Here is a 17,256-nt window from a genome sequence, read left to right as displayed (position 1 = left end):
AGATGCCAAGTGAAAGCGTCACATCCGTCTCTGTTAGGTTAACGATCTTCTCCGAGATCGAGCGGATCGCGGCTGAACAAAAGCTCAAAATTCAGCCCCTGCACGACGATCTGCTTCTAGCGGACTCCGGGCTCGATTCGCTTGGCTTCGCCACCCTTGTCGCACGGCTCGAAGATCATCTGGGCTATGATCCATTTGCGACCTCCGGTGACCTCGATTTTCCGGTCACGCTCGGCGACTTCGTCAGGTTCTACGAGAATGCCGCTGCCTGAGCCAGGCACATTGCGCCAGATTCTCGCCGCCAACACGGCTGGGACGGAGCGCATGTTGTGGGGCGCGCATGGCAGCGTCGCGCTGGCCGCCCTGGCGCAGGGCACAGCAATTGAAGACGACGCCGCGCTCGCGGGCGGATCGGTGGTGCTCGCGACGCGGGATCAGCTTACGGCGGCTCAGGCGCTTGTCGCGCTCGATGGCACCGTGCGCCGGCTCGTCATCTGCCCGCCGGACCTGCCGCTCGCTCATCTTGCGGCAATTGCGGCGACGGCAGAAGCGCAGGCGATTATCACCGATCGCGACGCCGCCGAGTTCGATGGCGTCGATCTGCCTGCCCTGATTGCCTGCAAGCTGCCGCTGCGCCCGGTTCATTCCAATTTCAACCCAGTCGCGACCGAATGGGTTTTGCTAACCTCCGGCACGACCGGCGTACCGAAAATGGTCGTCCATTCACTCGCGGCTTTGACGGGCGCGATCAAACCGGCGCAGCCCGACGAGCCGCCCGTCTGGGCAACGTTCTATGACATCCGCCGCTATGGCGGTTTGCAGATATTGCTGCGCGCTCTGCTCGGCAATGGATCAATGGTCTTGTCGGACGCCCACGAGCCCGTCCCCGAACATCTGCAGCGGCTTGCGGCGCACGGCGTGACGCATATTTCGGGAACGCCGTCGCATTGGCGCCGTGCGCTGATGAGCTCGGACAGCAATCTGATTGCACCCCGCTATGTGCGCCTCTCTGGCGAAATTGCCGATCAAGCCATTCTCGATGCGTTGAAGCGGCAATATCCAGAGGCCGCCATCGGTCATGCCTATGCCTCGACGGAGGCCGGGGTCGGCTTCGAGGTCAACGACGGGCTGGAAGGTTTCCCCGCGGAAATCCTCGACGGCGATCGCGATCCCAGTTTCAAAGTCATAGAGGGCACGCTGCATATCCGCTCGAGGCGCACCGCGAGCCGCTACCTCGGCGCATCGCAAACGCTGATGGACGAGGATGGCTTTATCGACAGCGGCGACTTCGTAGCCGAACGTGGCGGACGCTATTATTTCGTCGGGCGGCGCGGCGGCATCATCAACGTCGGCGGCCTCAAGGTACACCCTGAGGAGGTCGAACAAATCCTCAACAAGCATGCGCAGGTCAAGATGTCGCTTGTCAGCGCGCGGCGCAATCCGATTACCGGCGCGATCGTCGTCGCTGACATCGTGCTGAACGATTCGGTCGCGCCCGGCGATTCGAGCGATGCGCTGAAGCAAGACATTCTCGCCTTTTGCCGCGCGGCTCTGCCCGCGCACAAGGTCCCTGCCGCGATCAAATTCGTATCGTCGCTTGCTGTGACGCCGGCGGGAAAGCTCGTGCGCCAAAATGCTTAACGTTCTCGTCACCGGCGGCAGTCGCGGCCTCGGTCTCGGCATTGCACGGCGCCTCGCGAAGGCAGGCTACCGCGTCATCGTGATCGCCCGGCGCGAAAGCGATGCTCTCAAACACGCGATCGCCGAGGCGGATGCGGCAGCGACCGGAAAGATCGCCTTCGTGCCTTTCGACTTGAGCGAGACCGGCGCGCTTCCGGCGCTTGCAACGCGCCTGCGCAAAGAATTCGGATCGATTTATGGGCTCGTCAACAATGCCGGTATCGGCACGGCGGGCGTTCTCGCGACAATGCCGAACGATGACATCGAACGATTGATCCGGCTCAACATCCTATCGCCGATACTGCTCACCAAATATATCTCGCGCGCGATGCTCGCCAGTGGCCGCGGGCGTATCATCAATATCGCCTCGATCGTCGCGAGTTCGGGGTTCAGCGGCCTCTCGGTCTATTCCGCGACCAAGGCCTCGCTCATTGGCTTCACCCGCTCGCTCGCGCGGGAACTCGGCCGGATCGGGATCACGGTCAATGCCATCGCGCCGGGCTTCATCGCCACGGAGATGACCCATGCACTCAGCGAGGATGATCGCGCGAAAATCGCACGCCGCAGCGCCCTGCAACGGCTGGCGGACGTCGAGGACGTAGCAAATGCAGTGGAATTTTTGCTCGGCGACGGCGGCCGTAACATTTCCGGCACCGTCATGACCATAGACGCCGGTGGTACTGCCTAGAGCATCGGACCGAAAAGTGCGTAGCGGTTTTCGGGTAAATCCGATGCGGCCGAAAACACTCGAAAGCAAACGACGATTCGATACGAACATCTAGCGTTCTAGAGGCTCAGCGCTTCTCTTACGCTCGCCGGCCATCGCGCGACATCCACGCCATGCGCGCGGAAAAGCGCCAGTGTCAGACGGTCCATGCCGAAGGCGACGCAGCAGGTATGCGCGACGTCGCCGGCATGGTCGTAGAGGCCCCATGTCAGACCGAAATGATCGCGATGATAATTGAAGCTCACGCAAGCCGTCGGTGAATCGCCGGAACGTACCGGAATCAGCAATTCAAATTTCAGCGCCTGTTGAAGCTGGCTCACCGCCATCATCTGACCGGTGCGGCCAAAGAAAGGATCGCTCGCCGGAGCGACCGTGTAAGAAAGCCCGAGCGCCGCGATCAAATCCTTGGCGCGTGCGATCCAGCCTTCGCGGAAATCGTCGGCTTCATCGGGAGTTCCGATGCAGACATATTCGCGCATCCGGAAGGATTGCAGGCGATCGAGATCCCGTGACGGCTCATGCCGAAAACAATCGGCGGCAACGTCGAAATAAGCGCCCCCGTGCGTCACGGGACCGCGCTCCGCCGCAATCGGATAGAGCGGATAGCATGCGGCGGGCGTCAGGACGAGATCCGCCGGCGAGAGCGCGCTGGTCCAATTGCCGTCCGCCCGCTCCGCCGCAGCACGGATATCCGTTTCCGAGCCATGCAGCGCGCACACGCAGCCAAGCAGATTCGGGAAGCTTTTCAGATAGCCGTTCTTTTCGAGATCACGGCGGCTCATCACCGGCGGAAAGCGCAGCACCTCGGCGCGTGGGTCACGCTCACGTGAAATGTAGGCATCAAGCTTGCCGAGAACCGTCTCGTAAGCACCCGTACGCCCGTAAACGCCATCGATACCGAGCGGGCGCCAGAGAATCTCGGCAAGCGCACCAAGCGGATCGTTCGATGCAGGTTCGGGCTTCGGATTCTTTAAAGGGGCGCTCATTCGATCAGCTCCGCAACGAGGCCGGTGGGCCGCTCATTAGCGTCGTGTTGGCGACATTCGCAAGAATGCGATCATTGTTGATCATGATCGGCGCGGAGAGAACATCGCGCAAATGCCGCCCGAGCGTGAATTCGCCGTCGTTGCGATAGCCCGCGAGGCCGGCGGCGCGCATGGCGCTCAATACGGTGGCGACCGCAAGCTCCGACGCCTCGACCTTGGTCAGCGCCGTCGCAGACTGGAAATCGAGCGTCGCGAGCGCCTGCGGATCATCGGCCACCGCTTCGAAACGTGTGAGACCGGCGGCAACCAGCGAGCGCAACATCTGCAGAGAGGAACGCGCCTTGGTGAAATGCGCGGCGCCCGGCGGAAGCGCGCCACCCGATTGCCGCGCCGCCTTTCGGATGAAGGCTTGCGCCCGCGCGACGGAATCGGCCGCGATGCCCGCCCAGACGCTCGCCCAAAGCAGATGCGAGACGGGCTGCATCGTCTGCGCGTGGATGCGCTCGTAAGTCTCAGGCATGATCTGCTCGCGCGCGCCGTGCGCGACGAGCCTGAAGCCGGCGCTCGTCGTACCGCGCATGCCAAGCGCGTTCCAGCCTGAAAGCGGATCGAGTACGTAATCGGACTTGCAGAAGATCGCGAGCACCTGGTCCGAGGCCGCGGCTTCTTCTGTGCGGCGCGCAGTAGTGGCAATCACGTCGGCTTCGGCGCCGTAGGAGATGACCGTCGCCGCGCGCGTGAGCGTAATCTTTTCGCCGTCCTGTTCGATCGGCGCGGCGCTGGAGCGGACGTTGCCGCCACTTTGTCCTTCCGTCGTGGAGGAGGCGACCAGTAATTGCTCGTCCGCAATTCGCCGCAACAGATTTTTATGCCAGGTGCTGGCCTTTCCGTGTCGGACCACGCAGGCAGCGGCGCTGTGATGCATAGCGAAGATCATCGCCGTCGCGGAGCACGCCTGACCGAGCCGGTAGCAGGCGTCGGCGACCTCACCAAAGCTCACGCCCTCGCCGCCGAATTCAATCGGCACCAGGAGACTCAACAAGCAGTTTTTGCGGAGCGCTGCGATCGCGGCTGCGGGAAAACGCGCCTCGGCATCGACGGCATTGGCTTCGGCGGCTGCGATCTCGGCGACAGCTTCGACCCGCGCTTTCAGATCAGCCGCGGAAGCCGCGAAGTCGAGCGGATCGTGGCGCGCCTGAGCGTTGCGGCCTTCCATACCTGACCCATTTCGCTTGAGTTTGCGCGAATGCAAAGCGTTCTATCGCGAAGAATTTAAACAAACTGTCTGCTTAGTCTATGACTACGTTTCGCAACGCTGTTTGATATTCTACCCGTAGTTAACTTAGCATGGTCGGAGTACCCGACAAATAATGACCATCCATAGTTAATAGCTACAATTTTATTTGTATTGGTATCTCATTTTGCTAGAAAATGGTCTAAATTGATGGACCTTCTAATAGCGGAGCGGACCGTGGTGCGGGACAAAGTGACGGCGTTGGTCGGAGATATTTTAAAAAGAAACGGCATCGATCGTCCGGTCGACGCCAATGCCGATCTCGTCAGCCAGGGCGTCACCTCGGTCGACATGGTGCAATTGATGCTGGCGATCGAGGCCGCCTTCGACATCACCATTCCGCAGTCGGGCATAACGCCAGAGAATTTCCGTTCGGTCGCGACGATCACGTCGCTGGTGAACAAGCTCGCGCCAGTCGAAGCCGCGAATTAATTCGCCGCCTGCGTCACCAGTTTGGTGACGAGATAATCCTGAATTGCCTCACTGCCGCCTTCGCGACCATAGCCGCTCTCCTTGACGCCGCCGAACGGAAACTCCGGCCAGGCGATCTGCGTCTGGTTGATGCCGAGCATGCCGGCTTCGAGCCGTGCCGCGAGCGCCGAACTCACCGCCGCCGAGCGGGTGAAGGCGTAAGATGCGAGCCCATAGGGTAATCTGTTGGCTTCAGCCAATGCCTCGTCGAGATCAGCGAAGGAATTGACAAGCGCGAGCGGGCCGAACGGCTCCTCGTTCATCACCCGCGCCGAGAGCGGCACATTGGCAAGGACGGTCGGCGCGAAGAAATAGCCCTTGTTGCCGATCCGCGCGCCGCCGGTGCACAGCTCGGCGCCCTGCCCGATCGCATCGGCGATGAAAGCATCCATCGCCTCGACGCGGCGTGAATTGGCGAGCGGGCCGAGCTGCGTCTCCGGCAGTAGGCCATCGCCGATCTTCAAAGCCTGCGCCGCCGCGACAAACCGGTCGACAAAAGCGCCATAGACATTCCGCTGAACGAGGAACCGCGTCGGCGCCGTGCAGACCTGGCCGGCGTTGCGAAATTTGGCGGCGGCGAGAAGCTTCACGGCTGTTTCGATGTCAGCATCATCGAAGACGAGGGCCGGCGCATGACCGCCGAGCTCCATCGTGATCCGCTTCATGTATTTGCCAGCGAGGGCCGCGAGCTGTTTGCCGACGGGGGTCGAGCCGGTGAAGGATATCTTGCGGATGATTTCGTGCGGAATGAGATATTCGGAAATTTCCGCCGGCACGCCATAGACAAGATTGACGACGCCCGCGGGAACACCCGCATCGGCCAGGGCGCGGATCAATTCGGCTGGCGAAGCGGGCGTCTCTTCCGGCGCCTTGACGATGATGGAACAGCCGGCCGCCAGCGCCGCGCCGAGCTTGCGGACGATCTGGTTGAGCGGAAAATTCCAGGGCGAGAAGGCCGCGACAGGACCGACAGGCTCCTTGAGCACCAGATTGGTGATATTGGGCGCCCGCGCCGGCACAACCCGGCCATAGGCGCGGCGGCTCTCCTCGGCGAACCAATCAAGCGTATCAGCGGCGGCCAAAACCTCAATCCGCGCTTCAGCCAGCGGCTTGCCCTGTTCGAATGTCATCAGGCTCGCGATACGCTCAAGGCGTTCGCGCAGCAGATCGCCGGCGCGGCGCAGCACCTTCGCCCGCTCGAAGGCGGATATGTCGCGCCAAAGCGCGAAGCCGGTTTTGGCCGCCGTCAACGCCGCATCGAGATCGGCGATCTCGACGCGGGCGACATGACCGATCACCTCCTCCGTCGCAGGATTGAGGACCGGGATCGTCCGCCCGGCAGCGGCGGCCCGCCATTTGCCGCCAATCAGAAGCTGAACCTCAGGGTAATCCATTGCATCCTCACAGGCGTTCCGCTTGCTAATTTATAGCGCTTGCGCCGCGGTACAAATTGCGCCTCTCTTAATCCTGAATCGAAAATTAGTGCGGCAAGCCGCCGATGCCAGGAAGTGATATGGGCAGTCTCGATAATTTGACGATCCTTGTTCCCGAGAGCCGCGAACTCAACCTCTTTACGACCATGATCGAGGACGAAGGCGCCCGCGTGATCCGCTGTCCGCTGGTGCAGATCCTCGATCTCGACGACAGCCGCGCGGCCGAAGCCTGGCTCGATACCCTGATCAGCGGTGCGTTCGAGGATGTCATTTGGCTCACCGGCGAGGGACTGCGCCGGCTCCTCGCGCTCGCCCGGCGCACGCAGCGCGGCGATGCTTTCGTCGCGGCTTTGGGCAAAATCCGCTCGATCACCCGAGGACCGAAGCCGGCACGCGCGCTACGCGAGATAGGGCTCGCACCGGGCCTTTCCGCCACGACCCCGACTTCGGAAGGGGTGCTCGCGGCGCTGGCGCCAGAAGACATCGCCGGAAGGCGAATCGGCGTCCAGCTTTATCCGGGAGACGGCACGGCCGCATTGCTTGCCGGCCTCAGCGCGCGCGGCGCCGTGCTCACGCCGGTGACGCCCTACCGCTACGCCACGCAGACCGAGACGGCGCAGGTCGTCGCCGCAATCAAAAGCCTGATCGAAGGCCATATCGACGTGGTCGCTTTCACCAGCTCGCCGCAAGTCGATCGGCTCTTTTCGGTCGCGCGGGAAGCGGGACTGGAACAGCCTCTGAAAGACGCCTTCACGCGGGTCGCGGTCGCATCGATCGGTCCGGTTGTTGAAGAGACGCTGCAGCGCCTCGGCATCACCAACATTCTGCAACCGGAAGCGGCTTTCCACATGAAGCCACTGGTGCGCAGCATCGCGGCCTGGAACGCGCAACGCGCAAGCTAGAACTCGCTTTCTCGACATTTGGGATAGCGAGGAAGCTTGGAGCGTGGCTAAGGGGCTCCGGCGCTGAACCCCCACCTTTCTTGCAAACCTGGAATTACTTACATTGTGCCGGATCAAACGCGCGCAAAGATCGCTGCGGCATCGCGGCAACCGTCCGGCGCCGGCGGCGGTAATTTCAATATGCTATGTCCGAAGACATACGGCTTAATCTCCAACCGCGATCATCACATCGGATGCCTTGATGAGCGCGTGGACCGTCTCGCCCTTCTTCAAGCCGAGATCGGCGACGGCCTCATTGGTGATCGAGGCGGTCAATATCGTGCCGCCGGCGATCTCAACGCGCACATGCGCGGTCGTCGCCCCTTCCTTGACCTCGATCACCTTGCCGGGAATGAAATTGCGTCCGGAAATTTTCATCACATTGCTCCTCTGGAGCCCATTGCGGAAAAGTTGTCTGACTTTTCCGACGAGAACGAGCGCGGCAATGTGGACAATACTTCTCTTCCGGGTATTTGCGAAGACCTAATTCTTTTCGATTTTCGCCGAGGATGCGACTCCCAACGAAAGAATTAATCTAGTGGAGATTCATTCGAGCTGACGAGACGGCTTGAGGGGATCGGCCGAAGCCGCACCACGACATCGACTTTTGCGATTTCATAGCCCTTGGGTGGCGTGACGTGCTCGGCCAAACGCACGCTGTCGAACGGAATGTCGGAAATCTTGCCTGTGTCTTCAAAAAAGAAATGGCTGTGATTCGACGTATTGGTGTCGAACACCATACGCCCGGTATCGATCGGCAGGCCGCGCACAAGCCCGACTTCCGCGAAAAGATTGAGAACGTTATAAACCGTCGCGAGCGACATCGGCATGCGCACCGCCTGCGCTTCCGCCGCCAGGACATCCGCGGTCACATGCCGGTTGCCAGCGCCGAACAGAAGCTTGATCAGGCCGATCCGTTGACGCGTGGCACGCAAGCCGTAACCGGCTAGGATCGATTGCATCCGCCGCTCGGATAAAGCGGGACGGCCGACGATATTTTCCAACGGCAACCCTGTCATTGCAAAAATCCTCTCATGCCACTCGCGGCATTGTCTGCATTCCGACAATGCCATCGCGACCAAAGGGGATTGCGCAAGGGCCGTGCCAGACACAAGGTCGCATGAGTACGCAGCCGCTCAGTTCGGCTGGCAAGGCCTTTGCTCCCTAAGCCTTGCTCATTGATCAGGGCAAATGTTGAGAGGTGTCATGCTGCCGACCACCATTCTCGTTGACGATACGCCGCGCTGCGTCGTGCGACCGAACGACACCAAGGCCCTTAACCGATTTCTCCGCAACGGCCGCGCCTATCTGCTGGCGGAGAACCCCGGCGGTCACATCGCCCACCGCAATGCCGACGAGATCGAGTCGACAAAATGGCGTAGCGCGCTGGCCTTGCATCGCGCCTGGGGCGGCGACGAGGAGAATTTCTTTGGCATACCGCTCTAGCGCGGCCTGAATTTCGCGGTGAGGCTAGATATGCCCGCGCGTGTCATGCGGATTTTCCGCCTGGTTGCGCATCCAGTCCGCAAGCTTGGTGAAGGATTCGTCGATCTCGTGCCGAGCCGCAGCGTCTTCGATCGTCTCTTCGAGCGCGCCGCGCATGCAAAGCAGCCAGGCGTCCCGCTCCGCGACGTCGATCGGGAAACGCACGTGTCGCTGGCGCAGCCGCGGGTGGCCTTTTTCCGGCGTATAAAGCTTCGGGCCGCCGGTCCATTCGGACAAATAACGCTTCAGCACCTGCTTGACGGGTCCGAGATCGCGGCCATGCATAGCCCGAATCCCCTTGGCTTCCGGAAGAATATCCATGCGATGATAGAAGGCCTCGACCAGGCGATCGATAGCGTCGGCACCGCCCAGCCTCTCGAACATCGTCGCACCGAGCGCCTCGGCCTCACCCATTGGCGGCTCCCACCGCACGCGAGCTTGCTGCCGGGGTCATCGATTCTGGCACTTTCGCTCACTCCTCCATATTCGGCAGCAAAATCACCTCGGCGGGTGCGCCGGGGCCTGCTGCCGAGACGAAATCGAAACCGCCGACAAGCGACAGCCCGTCCCCGCTGTCAACGAGAACGACGGCCTCGCCCGGCAGTTTCGCCAATTCCGCGATCAATTGTGCGACTGTCACAAGCCCTCACGCCGCCGCCGTCAAGGCCTCTGTCTTGAGATTATCGACCTGCCCCCGGATCAGCCGGAAGACGCCGCGGCCACCCGCCAATGCCTGATAATGATCCCCGGCATTCAAGCTCAAGAAGTCGAACCATTGCTGCGGTGTACGCTCGGCAGGCCGCTCGCCGATCTCGGAGACGGCACCGTTTGGCATGAACCGGACATTGATGATGACTTTATCCGCTTCCATCTTTTTCTCCGCTGTCAGAAGCCAGAGCCGAAGCCTAGCAATTCCACCTTGATGTTCTCGGTACCGAGAATTTTGGCCTGGCAGGCGAGCCGGGATTTCGAGCCGACGCCGACAATGGAATCGAGTTTTTCATTTTCCTCGCGCGAGATCTTCGACAGCCCCTTTCGGCCTTCCTGCACGAAGATATGACACGTGCCGCAAGACGCATTGCCATCGCATTTGTGGTTGATGCTTTCATCGGCGGCGAGAATCGCGGCGAGCAGGCTGGTCCCCTCTCCGACCTCGATCGACTTCCCGGACGGCATAATCGTTAAAAGCGACATAGAACCTCTCCTCACTTTCCTCGTATGTTGTGCGGCTAATAGATCGCCGCGCCCGCGCCCACGTTGATCGACGCGTCTTTCATCGTCGCAACAATGAACTCGATCTGATCGTCGGTCAGATGCCCGTGAAATGGCAGAGCCACTGCACGATCGGCGATCTTTTCCGTCACCGGCAAATCACCGCGGCGATAGCCAAGCTCGAAATAGCGGCGTTGCAGATGCAATGGATTGCAATAGGCCGCCGCCTCGACCTTTTCGACGACGAGATCATCGACGATGGAATCACGACTGGATTTCGAGAATCGCGTCCCGAGATGGACGAGATAGAGGAACCAGTTTACCTCGGTCGCTTCCGGTGCCTTGTAAGGATCCTTGATCCCTTCGAAGGACGCGACATGCCTGTAGTAGAAGTGCTCAATCGAGCGCCGCCGTTCGAGAATTTCTTCGAGCCGCGTCAGCTGCGCAAGGCCGAGCGCCGCCGCAATCTCGCTCATCCCTGCCTGATAGGGCGCGGCCGAGCCGACGACGACGGAAGCGCGCTCCTGTAGCCGATGCGAGCGGTGGCGGCGCAAGGCAACCGCTATGTCGATATCGTCGGTGACGATCATACCGCCTTCGCCGGTCGTCAACGGGGACGGCTGCGAAAAATCGAAGATCGACACGTCGCCGAATGTTCCGACCAGCGTATCCTTGTATCTTGAGCCGATCGCTTCGGTCGAATCCTCGATGAGCAGAATGTTGTGTTTCTTGGCGATCGCACGCAGTTCGTCCCATTGCGCGGGGTGTCCGTTGCTGTTGCCCGCGACGATCGCGCGCGTCCTTTCGGAGATCGCCGCCTCGACCTTGTCTGGAACGATGGTCCCGGACCAATAGTCGATATCGACCAGGGCCGGTCGCGCTCCCGCCAGCGCGATCGCATGGGCCGTCTCGCGAAAGGAATAGGAGGGCGCGACCACCTCATGCCCTTCGCCGATTCCCAGAGCCGCCAAGGTTATCAAAAGCCCCAAAGTGCCGCTGGGCACCGCCACGGCATGATTGCGGCCGAGATGATTGGCGAAGGCCGATTCAAAGGCCTCAACCGTCGGCCCGCTCGAAAGCCGCGGCGACCGCATGACCTGATCGATTGCCTCAAGTTCCGCGAGCGAAATATCAGGGTCGGATAGCGGGATGAACGTGCTTTCCGCGCCTCCGTCAGGTGCATCGCCAGAACCGGGAGAAGCTTCACCTGCCATCGAGCTGGTCATGACGTGACGCTCCGCCGCGCGAGCACAATGCCTGTCGCCCGCACAGGGTCCGCGGTGATCTGTACGCAGTGATCGGCACTGTCGATGAGATGAACGTCGAATTGCGCACTGCTGATAAACGGCGTCTCGCCGACATCGGAGGCATCGCACCTCGTGAAGAAAAGCTTGGGAAAGCGTTGCCGAAGCGCGGGGAACAGGTCGTCATCGCCCGCATCAGCAAGCATCCGCCCGATCTCCGCTAAATCTTCGTTGCTTAAGGCCACGGCTTTTCCCATACGCTCCCTGCCACGCGCGCGATGCGCCTACCCGATCGGGACGATTTCTTCTTCCAGGCAACCAACGACAAGCTTCTCGCCGAATTCGACGAGATAGACCGGCGTGTTGGATTCCGCGTGCGTCCCGACCTGAACGATCTCGCCAGCCGCACCGGTGCTCACCAGCAGGCTCCCCTCCTCGGCGCTCGGAAACGAACCGTCGTTATAGAGATCGACCGCAGCGCGCACGCGCTGGCCCCATTGGTGTTTGGGAAGCCGCGGCTCGAACGGGGTCATCGCGGTACTCCCGGCAACGGCAGGTCTTCGCTATCCGCGGGGCGCAGGGACTCGAGTTCCTTGCGCTTCATGCCGACGCGGTTTCCGCTATCGATGAATTCGATGCCATAGATGTAAAACTGCTGCAGGAATGTCCCGATCGAAACGACGTAGCCAATCTCGCCCTTGTTCGCGAGAATCTCGCCGATTTCCTTGCCGGCATAGGTCCCGTCATTGCGGATCATCCGCTTCGACTTCACCTTCTCGCCATAGGAGAAGAACGGCGGCTGGTTGAGTTCGACGACGTCGCTGTCGCGGGAGATATTGCTCATCTCGAAATATCCGTTACCCGAGCGGATTCATCGGTCAGACGCGCCAGCACAATCTCGCGGACCAGAGAATCCTCATCGTCACTGAGGCCAGCGACCTCGGCGACATCCACGCGGCTTGCGACTTCGTAGCGCACACGCCAATCTGGATCGTTCTTCATAAGATGCAGAGCGTCGGGAGGCAGGCGGCGCGCAACTTCCAGACGCACCACCGCTTCGTCATCGTCCGCCATGCGCGTCAGCCATTGCTGCGGCAGACGCGCGGCAACGACACGCCGCACCTCCGTCTCTTCATCATGCACCATTTTCAAGAGGAGGTTGCGGTCGATCTTGCGGCAAATGACAAGGCGCACGTAATAGTCGGGATCGTCCATCATCGCGACGAGATCCCGGTCCTCGAGAAGCGTCACGACGCGGATGCGAACCTCGCGATGCGGATCGTGGCGCAGCTTCATGATCAGCCGTACCGGCAGACGCCGCGCGGCATTCCAGCGGACGGCCTCGTCCGGATCATCAAGCAGGGGCGGCAAGAGAAACACTGTCGCGTGTTTGGCCGCGATCGCGCGAACCTCGAAATGCTCGTGCTTTAAATAGCTGTCGGCCAGCGCCGGATTCCAGTTGAAGAAGCGGTCGATGCGGCGGGCATAGCGATCGTTCACGCAGGCATGCCCCGGCCGGCACAAACCGCGTTCCTTCAAGTCCCGATGCGGGCAGGCTTCGCAATCGACCGCGTTCCCGCGCCAATCGACCGCCTCTGTTATGTCATGGCTCATCGTCGCCACGCTCCGCGCCAATGAGAATATCCTTCAACACTTTGGCGCCGATCCGGTCGACCGGATCGAGCTCAAGCAGTTTGTCGATCGCATCCTGGCCTTCCTTCAAATTGCCGATGCGCATCTGCAGATAGGCGTAGCCTTTAAGGGTGAAGAGAAAGAATCGCGGCATCATCTCCTCGAAGCGATCGAAGATCGCATCGCGCGGTGAGATATCGCGCCAGGCAGCCGGAAGATTTAACTCGCGCTGCGCCTTGGCGAGACATTGGCGTGCGATGTCGAGCGTCTCGTGCAGGCGCCCCTTGTAGAAATAAAAACGATAGAGGCCGATGAGAACCGCCGCGTGACCGGGCGCCAAAGCCTCGGCCTGGCGCAGATGAGCCTCGGCAACTTCGTCGTGATGATAGGACAGGCTGGCGGCAATCAAATGCTCCTCGGCTTCAGACGGAAGTCCGCCACCGAGAAGCGCATTTGCCAGTAGCGCGTCTTCAGGCGCTGTCCCTTCCGGTGCGCGCTGCCGTGCCGATCCGATCATCAGGCGCTTCCCCCGCTGTCAGACGGGTTCCGCCTCAGTTCTTTGAGCACGTGTTTGTTCCTGGCGGCTGACGGAAGACGAGACCCGTCTGCGATGGCGAGTCGATGAAATCGATCGTCACGCCATGCAGCAAAATCCGGCTTTCCGCCGTCATGAAAAGCTTGATGCCCTTGTATTCGGTGATGGACTCGGCTGCGGCCGGCTGCGCCGCGACACTGATGTCGGACGAGAGCCCGGAGCAGCCTCCCGGCGCGACGGCGAGCCGAAAGCCTGCCCCCGGACCGCCGTCGATCCGCAATGTCAGGCGAATGAACTTTTCCGCGGCGGGAGTGATTTCGAACGACATGGGTCCCTCACACTGCAGCTTGGTAACGCGGATAGGACTCGTCGATAATGCAGGTGTTATCGACGGGGCACACTTCCGCGCATTGGGGCTTATCGAAATGGCCGATGCATTCGGTGCATTTCTTTGGATTGATCACGAACGTCCCGTTCTTTTCATAAATCGCGACGTTGGGACATTCGGCCTCGCAAGCCGAACAGCTCGTGCATTGCGAGGCGACGATTTTCAAAGTCATGATGCTTCCCCTAGTCAGGTGTTCTGTGTCTCATTGCGCTGCGATCAGCGCGCCTTGACGGATTTCCGCATCGCCGCGCTCGTAATGTTCGATCTCGCCGGTGTTGACCTTTTCGAGATAAGTCTTGAACCAGGTGATCGCGGATTTCTCGATGAACTCGTGTGCGAACTGGTCGACCGGATCGATGCCCGCCGTCAAAAGATCGTTCTTCGGGCAGCCGCCGATCTTCGCGACGAAAACGGCGTGGCAATCGTTGATGGCGCGGATCACGGTTTCGAGGCTATCCTCATCGCCGTAGCCGCCCTGGCAGTAGAGATCGACACGCCGGTGACCGACGAATTTCGCGCCGGACGTTGAGAGCTCGTAGACCTGGAACTCCTTGGCGTGGCCGAAGTGTTCGTTGATGAGGCCGGAGCCCTTGGTCGCGACGGCGACTAGCAGCTTGATGTCGCTCGCGATCCCCGCCAGCGTCTCAAGCTCTTCCTGCTTCGCCGCGACCTTGTCCTGACGCTCCTTCTCGACCATCTCCTGATAGGCCTTGCGTGACTCAAGGTCGTAATTGACCTCCATCTCCATGATCTTGTCGGTCGTGAACTCGGCGCTGCGATCCTCGCCGAGCAGGCCGACCGCATCGGCGCGGCACTGGCGGCAATGGCGCATCATGTTCATCTCGCCTTCGCAACTGTCCTGCAGCGCTTTCAGCTCCTGCGCGCTCGGGCCGCGTTGGCCGGTGAGGCCGAACACGGTGCCATGCTCCGGCGCGGAGATCAGCGGCATGATGTTGTGCAGGAACGCCCCGCGCGACTTCACCGCCTTGTTGACCTCAACAAGGTGCTGGTCGTTGACACCGGGGATCATCACCGAGTTGACCTTGCAGAGGATGCCCCGCTCGGTCAGCATTTCGAGGCCCTGGAGCTGCCGATCGGTCAGCAGCTTGGCGGCCTCGACGCCCGTGTAGCGTTTGTGCTTCCAGTACACCCAGGGATAGATCTTCGCGCCGATCTCAGGATCGACCATGTTGATCGTGATCGTGACGTGATCGACATTGAACCCTGCGATCGTGTCGACGTGATCCGGCAGAGCCAAGCCGTTCGTGGACAGACAGAGCTTGATGTCCGGCGCGGACTTCGCGATCAGCTCGAAGGTCTTGAAGGTCTTTTCCGGATTGGCCAGCGGGTCGCCGGGCCCGGCGATGCCGAGAACAGTCATCTGCGGAATCGTGGAGGCGACGGCGAGCACCTTCTTCGCCGCTTGCTCGGGTGTCAGCTTTTCGCTGACAACGCCGGGGCGCGACTCGTTCGCGCAATCGTATTTGCGATTACAATAATTGCACTGGATGTTGCACGCCGGCGCGACGGCGACATGCATACGCGCATAATGGTGATGCGCCTCTTCGCTATAGCAGGGGTGGTTTTTGACCTTCTCCCAGATGTCGGTCGGCAGATCGCCCTGGCCGGCGCCAGAACCGCAACTCGCCTTGCCGCTGCCGCCCTGCGTGCCGCAGCCTTTATGTTCAGCAACCTGCTGCATCACCGCATCGAGATTTACGGGGCCGCCGCCGCCGCCCAACTCTTCGCGTCCTGTTGCTGCGTCCATGGCTTGCTCCTCGATAGAGCTGAAATTGGGCCCGCAATAGGGACTGCAACCGGTGTGCCATGAAATTCAATTCAGATTTCGTATTTAAACCAATAGCTTATCGCGCAGGCGCACGGTGTCGCCTTGACGACATGGCGATGCGACATCAACGCTATGTTAGAAACATTACACGGAAGAGCATCTTGTTTTCGGCCGTGCCGAAGCGCGTGTCTGGAAGCAATTGATGACATTTCCAGACGAGATTCACTCTGCCGTCGGCCTCGCACGATTTTGCGTCGGTCAGGCGATCCTATGCCGACGTCAACACCTCGATCGCGCGGGGCAATGGCAGCGCGATCGGAATGATCTCTTCGCTGGCGAGGAAGCGGTGCTCATTCTTGGTCAGCGTCTCCGGCTCGACGACGGCGTAATGCGGGCCCGACGAACGCTTGATGATCTGCCGCGCGTAGATACGCAGCAGTTGATCGTGGAAGCGGCATCCAATGAAGAAGAAGCTGCGTTCTGTCCGCCGATCCCTGACGATGTCCGGAATCGGCGTTTGAATATCGATCTCCGTCAGCACTTCGACATAATCGGCGTCCGTGATGAGGAAATTTCCGGCCGGCGCAATGCCGCCATGCGGCTTATAAAGCAGCGTCGTCCACCGCTCGGCGCCGGCCTTGTCGGTCTCGACGCCGTTCGCATCGTAAAAGCGATACCAGCGATCTTCGCCGATGCCCGCGCGGGTAATGCCTTGCACCTCGCCCCAATTCGTCGCGCGCGCCAGGGCCGTGCGCATGGCGCCGTCGTACCAACTATCGACGATCATCGGCAGATCGAGCGCGGCAAGATAGCGATGCAGCGGCCCCGGCTCCACCGGCGCCGCGAACGCTTCGCGCAACAGGGCTGTCACCGTCGCACGATGTCTGGTGCTCTCGATATGTTGCGCCGACGCCCAGGGATTGCCCTTCGCGCGCTTCGGCAAAGCGACCTTGGTTCCAAGGAATTCCGCCAGCGCCTCATAACTCGTTGGTACGCTAGGCGCCGAAAGCGCGGTGAGCTTCGGCCCGAGATAGGGAATGACGCGGCCAATTCGCAATTGGCTCGCAATATTGGCGAGCACCGCTTCAGCATCCGCGAGTCTCAAAATATCGAGCGGCGGTATCGGTGCATTCATGGTTACGCCTCCTCGTCGCCGCGCTTTCGCGCATTGACAGTAATCGGGAGTTGCGTCTCGGCCGCCATCTCCGGCAAATCGAGAATCCAGCCGTTGGCAATACGGATCCATCCACCCCAGAGCGATTCATATTGCGTCTCGACGATCGGCTCCTCCAAATCCTTCTTCGGCACATAAATCGACAGTCCGGCCTCCGGAGAACGGCGGATCATCACTTTCATAAAGTCGGTTCCTTAGGGCGAGGCCTCGCGGCGAGCTACATGTTCCGAGCTATTTGCGACGCGCTGCAATTGCCTCGGAAACA

General features: G+C 60.8%; 26 protein-coding genes. 6 read left to right on the top strand and 20 right to left on the bottom strand.

Translation table 11 applies throughout. The annotated features are described in order from the left end of the window. Positions 1–2 precede the first annotated feature (2 nt). From CWB41_RS08305 to CWB41_RS08295, 3 genes are read left to right on the top strand one after another with little or no spacing between them, the layout of a single operon-like run. Entirely contained in the window at positions 3–272 is a 270-nt protein-coding gene (locus tag CWB41_RS08305; RefSeq protein ID WP_115835442.1) for an acyl carrier protein, read from the top strand. After that, positions 259–1,641, top strand: a complete 1,383-nt coding sequence (locus CWB41_RS08300) for an ANL family adenylate-forming protein (protein ID WP_115834728.1) — start codon at positions 259–261, stop codon at positions 1,639–1,641. The genes CWB41_RS08305 and CWB41_RS08300 overlap by 14 nt, the downstream gene beginning before the upstream one ends. Next, positions 1,634–2,368: an SDR family NAD(P)-dependent oxidoreductase gene (locus CWB41_RS08295; RefSeq protein ID WP_115834729.1), complete on the top strand. Its 735-nt coding sequence runs from the start codon at positions 1,634–1,636 to the stop codon at positions 2,366–2,368. Before CWB41_RS08300 ends, CWB41_RS08295 begins: the two co-directional genes overlap by 8 nt. A gap of 98 nt (positions 2,369–2,466) precedes the next feature. Here CWB41_RS08295 and CWB41_RS08290 read toward each other — a convergent pair whose 3' ends face one another. Next, positions 2,467–3,393 carry an amino acid--[acyl-carrier-protein] ligase gene (locus CWB41_RS08290; protein WP_115834730.1) on the bottom strand — a complete coding sequence of 309 codons (927 nt, stop codon included), beginning with the start codon at positions 3,391–3,393 and terminating at the stop codon, positions 2,467–2,469. A gap of 4 nt (positions 3,394–3,397) precedes the next feature. Next, entirely contained in the window at positions 3,398–4,609 is a 1,212-nt protein-coding gene (locus tag CWB41_RS08285; RefSeq protein ID WP_115834731.1) for an acyl-CoA dehydrogenase family protein, read from the bottom strand. A 228-nt stretch (positions 4,610–4,837) separates the two neighbouring features. On the opposite strand from CWB41_RS08285, the gene CWB41_RS08280 reads away from it, so the two are divergent. Continuing rightward, positions 4,838–5,119, top strand: coding sequence for a phosphopantetheine-binding protein (locus CWB41_RS08280; RefSeq protein WP_115834732.1), 282 nt, complete (start codon positions 4,838–4,840; stop codon positions 5,117–5,119). Here the strand turns inward: CWB41_RS08280 and CWB41_RS08275 are convergent. Then, positions 5,116–6,552: an NAD-dependent succinate-semialdehyde dehydrogenase gene (locus CWB41_RS08275; protein ID WP_115834733.1), complete on the bottom strand. Its 1,437-nt coding sequence runs from the start codon at positions 6,550–6,552 to the stop codon at positions 5,116–5,118. The two genes, CWB41_RS08280 and CWB41_RS08275, sit on opposite strands and share 4 nt — an antisense overlap. A 119-nt stretch (positions 6,553–6,671) precedes the next feature. On the opposite strand from CWB41_RS08275, the gene CWB41_RS08270 reads away from it, so the two are divergent. After that, positions 6,672–7,493, top strand: coding sequence for a uroporphyrinogen-III synthase (locus CWB41_RS08270; RefSeq protein ID WP_115834734.1), 822 nt, complete (start codon positions 6,672–6,674; stop codon positions 7,491–7,493). A 204-nt stretch (positions 7,494–7,697) separates the two neighbouring features. Here CWB41_RS08270 and CWB41_RS08265 read toward each other — a convergent pair whose 3' ends face one another. Both CWB41_RS08265 and irrA read right to left on the bottom strand, forming a co-directional pair. Beyond that, on the bottom strand, positions 7,698–7,910 hold the full coding sequence (locus tag CWB41_RS08265) for a TOBE domain-containing protein (protein WP_115834735.1): 213 nt from the start codon (positions 7,908–7,910) through the stop codon (positions 7,698–7,700). A 152-nt stretch (positions 7,911–8,062) separates the two neighbouring features. Then, positions 8,063–8,551 carry an iron response transcriptional regulator IrrA gene (gene irrA, locus CWB41_RS08260; RefSeq protein ID WP_115834736.1) on the bottom strand — a complete coding sequence of 163 codons (489 nt, stop codon included), beginning with the start codon at positions 8,549–8,551 and terminating at the stop codon, positions 8,063–8,065. A gap of 187 nt (positions 8,552–8,738) precedes the next feature. On the opposite strand from irrA, the gene CWB41_RS08255 reads away from it, so the two are divergent. Then, entirely contained in the window at positions 8,739–8,978 is a 240-nt protein-coding gene (locus CWB41_RS08255; protein ID WP_115834737.1) for a hypothetical protein, read from the top strand. A 24-nt stretch (positions 8,979–9,002) separates the two neighbouring features. Here CWB41_RS08255 and CWB41_RS08250 read toward each other — a convergent pair whose 3' ends face one another. The 15 genes from CWB41_RS08250 to nifT all read right to left on the bottom strand — a co-directional run bounded on the left by CWB41_RS08250 (position 9,003) and on the right by nifT (position 17,173). Next, positions 9,003–9,431, bottom strand: a complete 429-nt coding sequence (locus CWB41_RS08250) for a group II truncated hemoglobin (RefSeq protein WP_115834738.1) — start codon at positions 9,429–9,431, stop codon at positions 9,003–9,005. A gap of 58 nt (positions 9,432–9,489) precedes the next feature. Further along, positions 9,490–9,657 (bottom strand): hypothetical protein, encoded by a 168-nt coding sequence (locus CWB41_RS16170; RefSeq protein ID WP_165204176.1) that lies wholly within the window; start codon positions 9,655–9,657, stop codon positions 9,490–9,492. 6 nt (positions 9,658–9,663) lie between these two features. Further along, complete coding sequence (locus CWB41_RS08245) at positions 9,664–9,888, bottom strand: hypothetical protein (RefSeq protein ID WP_115834739.1); 225 nt, start codon at positions 9,886–9,888, stop codon at positions 9,664–9,666. Positions 9,889–9,902: 14 nt separating this feature from the next. After that, positions 9,903–10,211 carry a 2Fe-2S iron-sulfur cluster-binding protein gene (locus tag CWB41_RS08240; protein ID WP_115834740.1) on the bottom strand — a complete coding sequence of 103 codons (309 nt, stop codon included), beginning with the start codon at positions 10,209–10,211 and terminating at the stop codon, positions 9,903–9,905. A 35-nt stretch (positions 10,212–10,246) separates the two neighbouring features. Then, a complete protein-coding gene (locus CWB41_RS08235) occupies positions 10,247–11,443 on the bottom strand; it encodes a DegT/DnrJ/EryC1/StrS family aminotransferase (protein WP_245411157.1) in 1,197 nt (398 codons plus the stop codon). An 8-nt stretch (positions 11,444–11,451) separates the two neighbouring features. Further along, positions 11,452–11,718, bottom strand: coding sequence for a DUF6129 family protein (locus tag CWB41_RS08230; protein WP_115835443.1), 267 nt, complete (start codon positions 11,716–11,718; stop codon positions 11,452–11,454). 39 nt (positions 11,719–11,757) lie between these two features. Beyond that, entirely contained in the window at positions 11,758–12,006 is a 249-nt protein-coding gene (locus CWB41_RS08225; RefSeq protein WP_115834742.1) for a nitrogen fixation protein NifZ, read from the bottom strand. Next, positions 12,003–12,317: a nitrogen fixation protein NifZ gene (locus tag CWB41_RS08220; RefSeq protein ID WP_115834743.1), complete on the bottom strand. Its 315-nt coding sequence runs from the start codon at positions 12,315–12,317 to the stop codon at positions 12,003–12,005. The genes CWB41_RS08225 and CWB41_RS08220 overlap by 4 nt, the downstream gene beginning before the upstream one ends. Next, positions 12,314–13,087 (bottom strand): 4Fe4S-binding leucine-rich repeat protein, encoded by a 774-nt coding sequence (locus CWB41_RS08215; RefSeq protein ID WP_115834744.1) that lies wholly within the window; start codon positions 13,085–13,087, stop codon positions 12,314–12,316. The genes CWB41_RS08220 and CWB41_RS08215 overlap by 4 nt, the downstream gene beginning before the upstream one ends. Beyond that, the gene (locus tag CWB41_RS08210; RefSeq protein ID WP_115834745.1) at positions 13,077–13,622 is read right to left on the bottom strand and encodes a hypothetical protein; all 546 of its coding nucleotides are present in this window, start codon (positions 13,620–13,622) and stop codon (positions 13,077–13,079) included. Before CWB41_RS08210 ends, CWB41_RS08215 begins: the two co-directional genes overlap by 11 nt. A gap of 34 nt (positions 13,623–13,656) precedes the next feature. Beyond that, positions 13,657–13,968, bottom strand: a complete 312-nt coding sequence (locus tag CWB41_RS08205; protein WP_115834746.1) for a HesB/IscA family protein — start codon at positions 13,966–13,968, stop codon at positions 13,657–13,659. Positions 13,969–13,975: 7 nt separating this feature from the next. Next, a complete protein-coding gene (locus CWB41_RS08200; RefSeq protein ID WP_115834747.1) occupies positions 13,976–14,200 on the bottom strand; it encodes a 4Fe-4S binding protein in 225 nt (74 codons plus the stop codon). 30 nt (positions 14,201–14,230) lie between these two features. Then, a complete protein-coding gene (nifB, locus tag CWB41_RS08195) occupies positions 14,231–15,796 on the bottom strand; it encodes a nitrogenase cofactor biosynthesis protein NifB (RefSeq protein ID WP_115834748.1) in 1,566 nt (521 codons plus the stop codon). A 289-nt stretch (positions 15,797–16,085) separates the two neighbouring features. After that, positions 16,086–16,952: an SIR2 family NAD-dependent protein deacylase gene (locus CWB41_RS08190; protein ID WP_115834749.1), complete on the bottom strand. Its 867-nt coding sequence runs from the start codon at positions 16,950–16,952 to the stop codon at positions 16,086–16,088. A gap of 2 nt (positions 16,953–16,954) precedes the next feature. Continuing rightward, entirely contained in the window at positions 16,955–17,173 is a 219-nt protein-coding gene (nifT, locus tag CWB41_RS08185) for a putative nitrogen fixation protein NifT (protein ID WP_115834750.1), read from the bottom strand. Between the last annotated feature and the right edge of the window lie 83 nt (positions 17,174–17,256).

The sequence above is a fragment of the Methylovirgula ligni genome (assembly GCF_004135935.1).
Taxonomy (GTDB): domain Bacteria; phylum Pseudomonadota; class Alphaproteobacteria; order Rhizobiales; family Beijerinckiaceae; genus Methylovirgula; species Methylovirgula ligni.
This window is presented reverse-complemented; position numbering and strand designations above follow the sequence as displayed.

Bases quoted from the DNA above. Each gene is read 5' to 3' on its own strand.
- CWB41_RS08305 (WP_115835442.1), top strand. From the start codon at position 3: ATGCCAAGTGAAAGCGTCACATCCGTCTCTGTTAGGTTAACGATCTTC.
- CWB41_RS08300 (WP_115834728.1), top strand. From the start codon at position 259: ATGCCGCTGCCTGAGCCAGGCACATTGCGCCAGATTCTCGCCGCCAAC.
- CWB41_RS08295 (WP_115834729.1), top strand. From the start codon at position 1,634: ATGCTTAACGTTCTCGTCACCGGCGGCAGTCGCGGCCTCGGTCTCGGC.
- CWB41_RS08290 (WP_115834730.1), bottom strand. From the start codon at position 3,393: ATGAGCGCCCCTTTAAAGAATCCGAAGCCCGAACCTGCATCGAACGAT.
- CWB41_RS08285 (WP_115834731.1), bottom strand. From the start codon at position 4,609: ATGGAAGGCCGCAACGCTCAGGCGCGCCACGATCCGCTCGACTTCGCG.
- CWB41_RS08280 (WP_115834732.1), top strand. From the start codon at position 4,838: ATGGACCTTCTAATAGCGGAGCGGACCGTGGTGCGGGACAAAGTGACG.
- CWB41_RS08275 (WP_115834733.1), bottom strand. From the start codon at position 6,552: ATGGATTACCCTGAGGTTCAGCTTCTGATTGGCGGCAAATGGCGGGCC.
- CWB41_RS08270 (WP_115834734.1), top strand. From the start codon at position 6,672: ATGGGCAGTCTCGATAATTTGACGATCCTTGTTCCCGAGAGCCGCGAA.
- CWB41_RS08265 (WP_115834735.1), bottom strand. From the start codon at position 7,910: ATGAAAATTTCCGGACGCAATTTCATTCCCGGCAAGGTGATCGAGGTC.
- irrA (WP_115834736.1), bottom strand. From the start codon at position 8,551: ATGACAGGGTTGCCGTTGGAAAATATCGTCGGCCGTCCCGCTTTATCC.
- CWB41_RS08255 (WP_115834737.1), top strand. From the start codon at position 8,739: ATGCTGCCGACCACCATTCTCGTTGACGATACGCCGCGCTGCGTCGTG.
- CWB41_RS08250 (WP_115834738.1), bottom strand. From the start codon at position 9,431: ATGGGTGAGGCCGAGGCGCTCGGTGCGACGATGTTCGAGAGGCTGGGC.
- CWB41_RS08245 (WP_115834739.1), bottom strand. From the start codon at position 9,888: ATGGAAGCGGATAAAGTCATCATCAATGTCCGGTTCATGCCAAACGGT.
- CWB41_RS08240 (WP_115834740.1), bottom strand. From the start codon at position 10,211: ATGTCGCTTTTAACGATTATGCCGTCCGGGAAGTCGATCGAGGTCGGA.
- CWB41_RS08235 (WP_245411157.1), bottom strand. From the start codon at position 11,443: ATGGCAGGTGAAGCTTCTCCCGGTTCTGGCGATGCACCTGACGGAGGC.
- CWB41_RS08225 (WP_115834742.1), bottom strand. From the start codon at position 12,006: ATGACCCCGTTCGAGCCGCGGCTTCCCAAACACCAATGGGGCCAGCGC.
- CWB41_RS08220 (WP_115834743.1), bottom strand. From the start codon at position 12,317: ATGAGCAATATCTCCCGCGACAGCGACGTCGTCGAACTCAACCAGCCG.
- CWB41_RS08215 (WP_115834744.1), bottom strand. From the start codon at position 13,087: ATGAGCCATGACATAACAGAGGCGGTCGATTGGCGCGGGAACGCGGTC.
- CWB41_RS08210 (WP_115834745.1), bottom strand. From the start codon at position 13,622: ATGATCGGATCGGCACGGCAGCGCGCACCGGAAGGGACAGCGCCTGAA.
- CWB41_RS08205 (WP_115834746.1), bottom strand. From the start codon at position 13,968: ATGTCGTTCGAAATCACTCCCGCCGCGGAAAAGTTCATTCGCCTGACA.
- CWB41_RS08200 (WP_115834747.1), bottom strand. From the start codon at position 14,200: ATGACTTTGAAAATCGTCGCCTCGCAATGCACGAGCTGTTCGGCTTGC.
- nifB (WP_115834748.1), bottom strand. From the start codon at position 15,796: ATGGACGCAGCAACAGGACGCGAAGAGTTGGGCGGCGGCGGCGGCCCC.
- CWB41_RS08190 (WP_115834749.1), bottom strand. From the start codon at position 16,952: ATGAATGCACCGATACCGCCGCTCGATATTTTGAGACTCGCGGATGCT.
- nifT (WP_115834750.1), bottom strand. From the start codon at position 17,173: ATGAAAGTGATGATCCGCCGTTCTCCGGAGGCCGGACTGTCGATTTAT.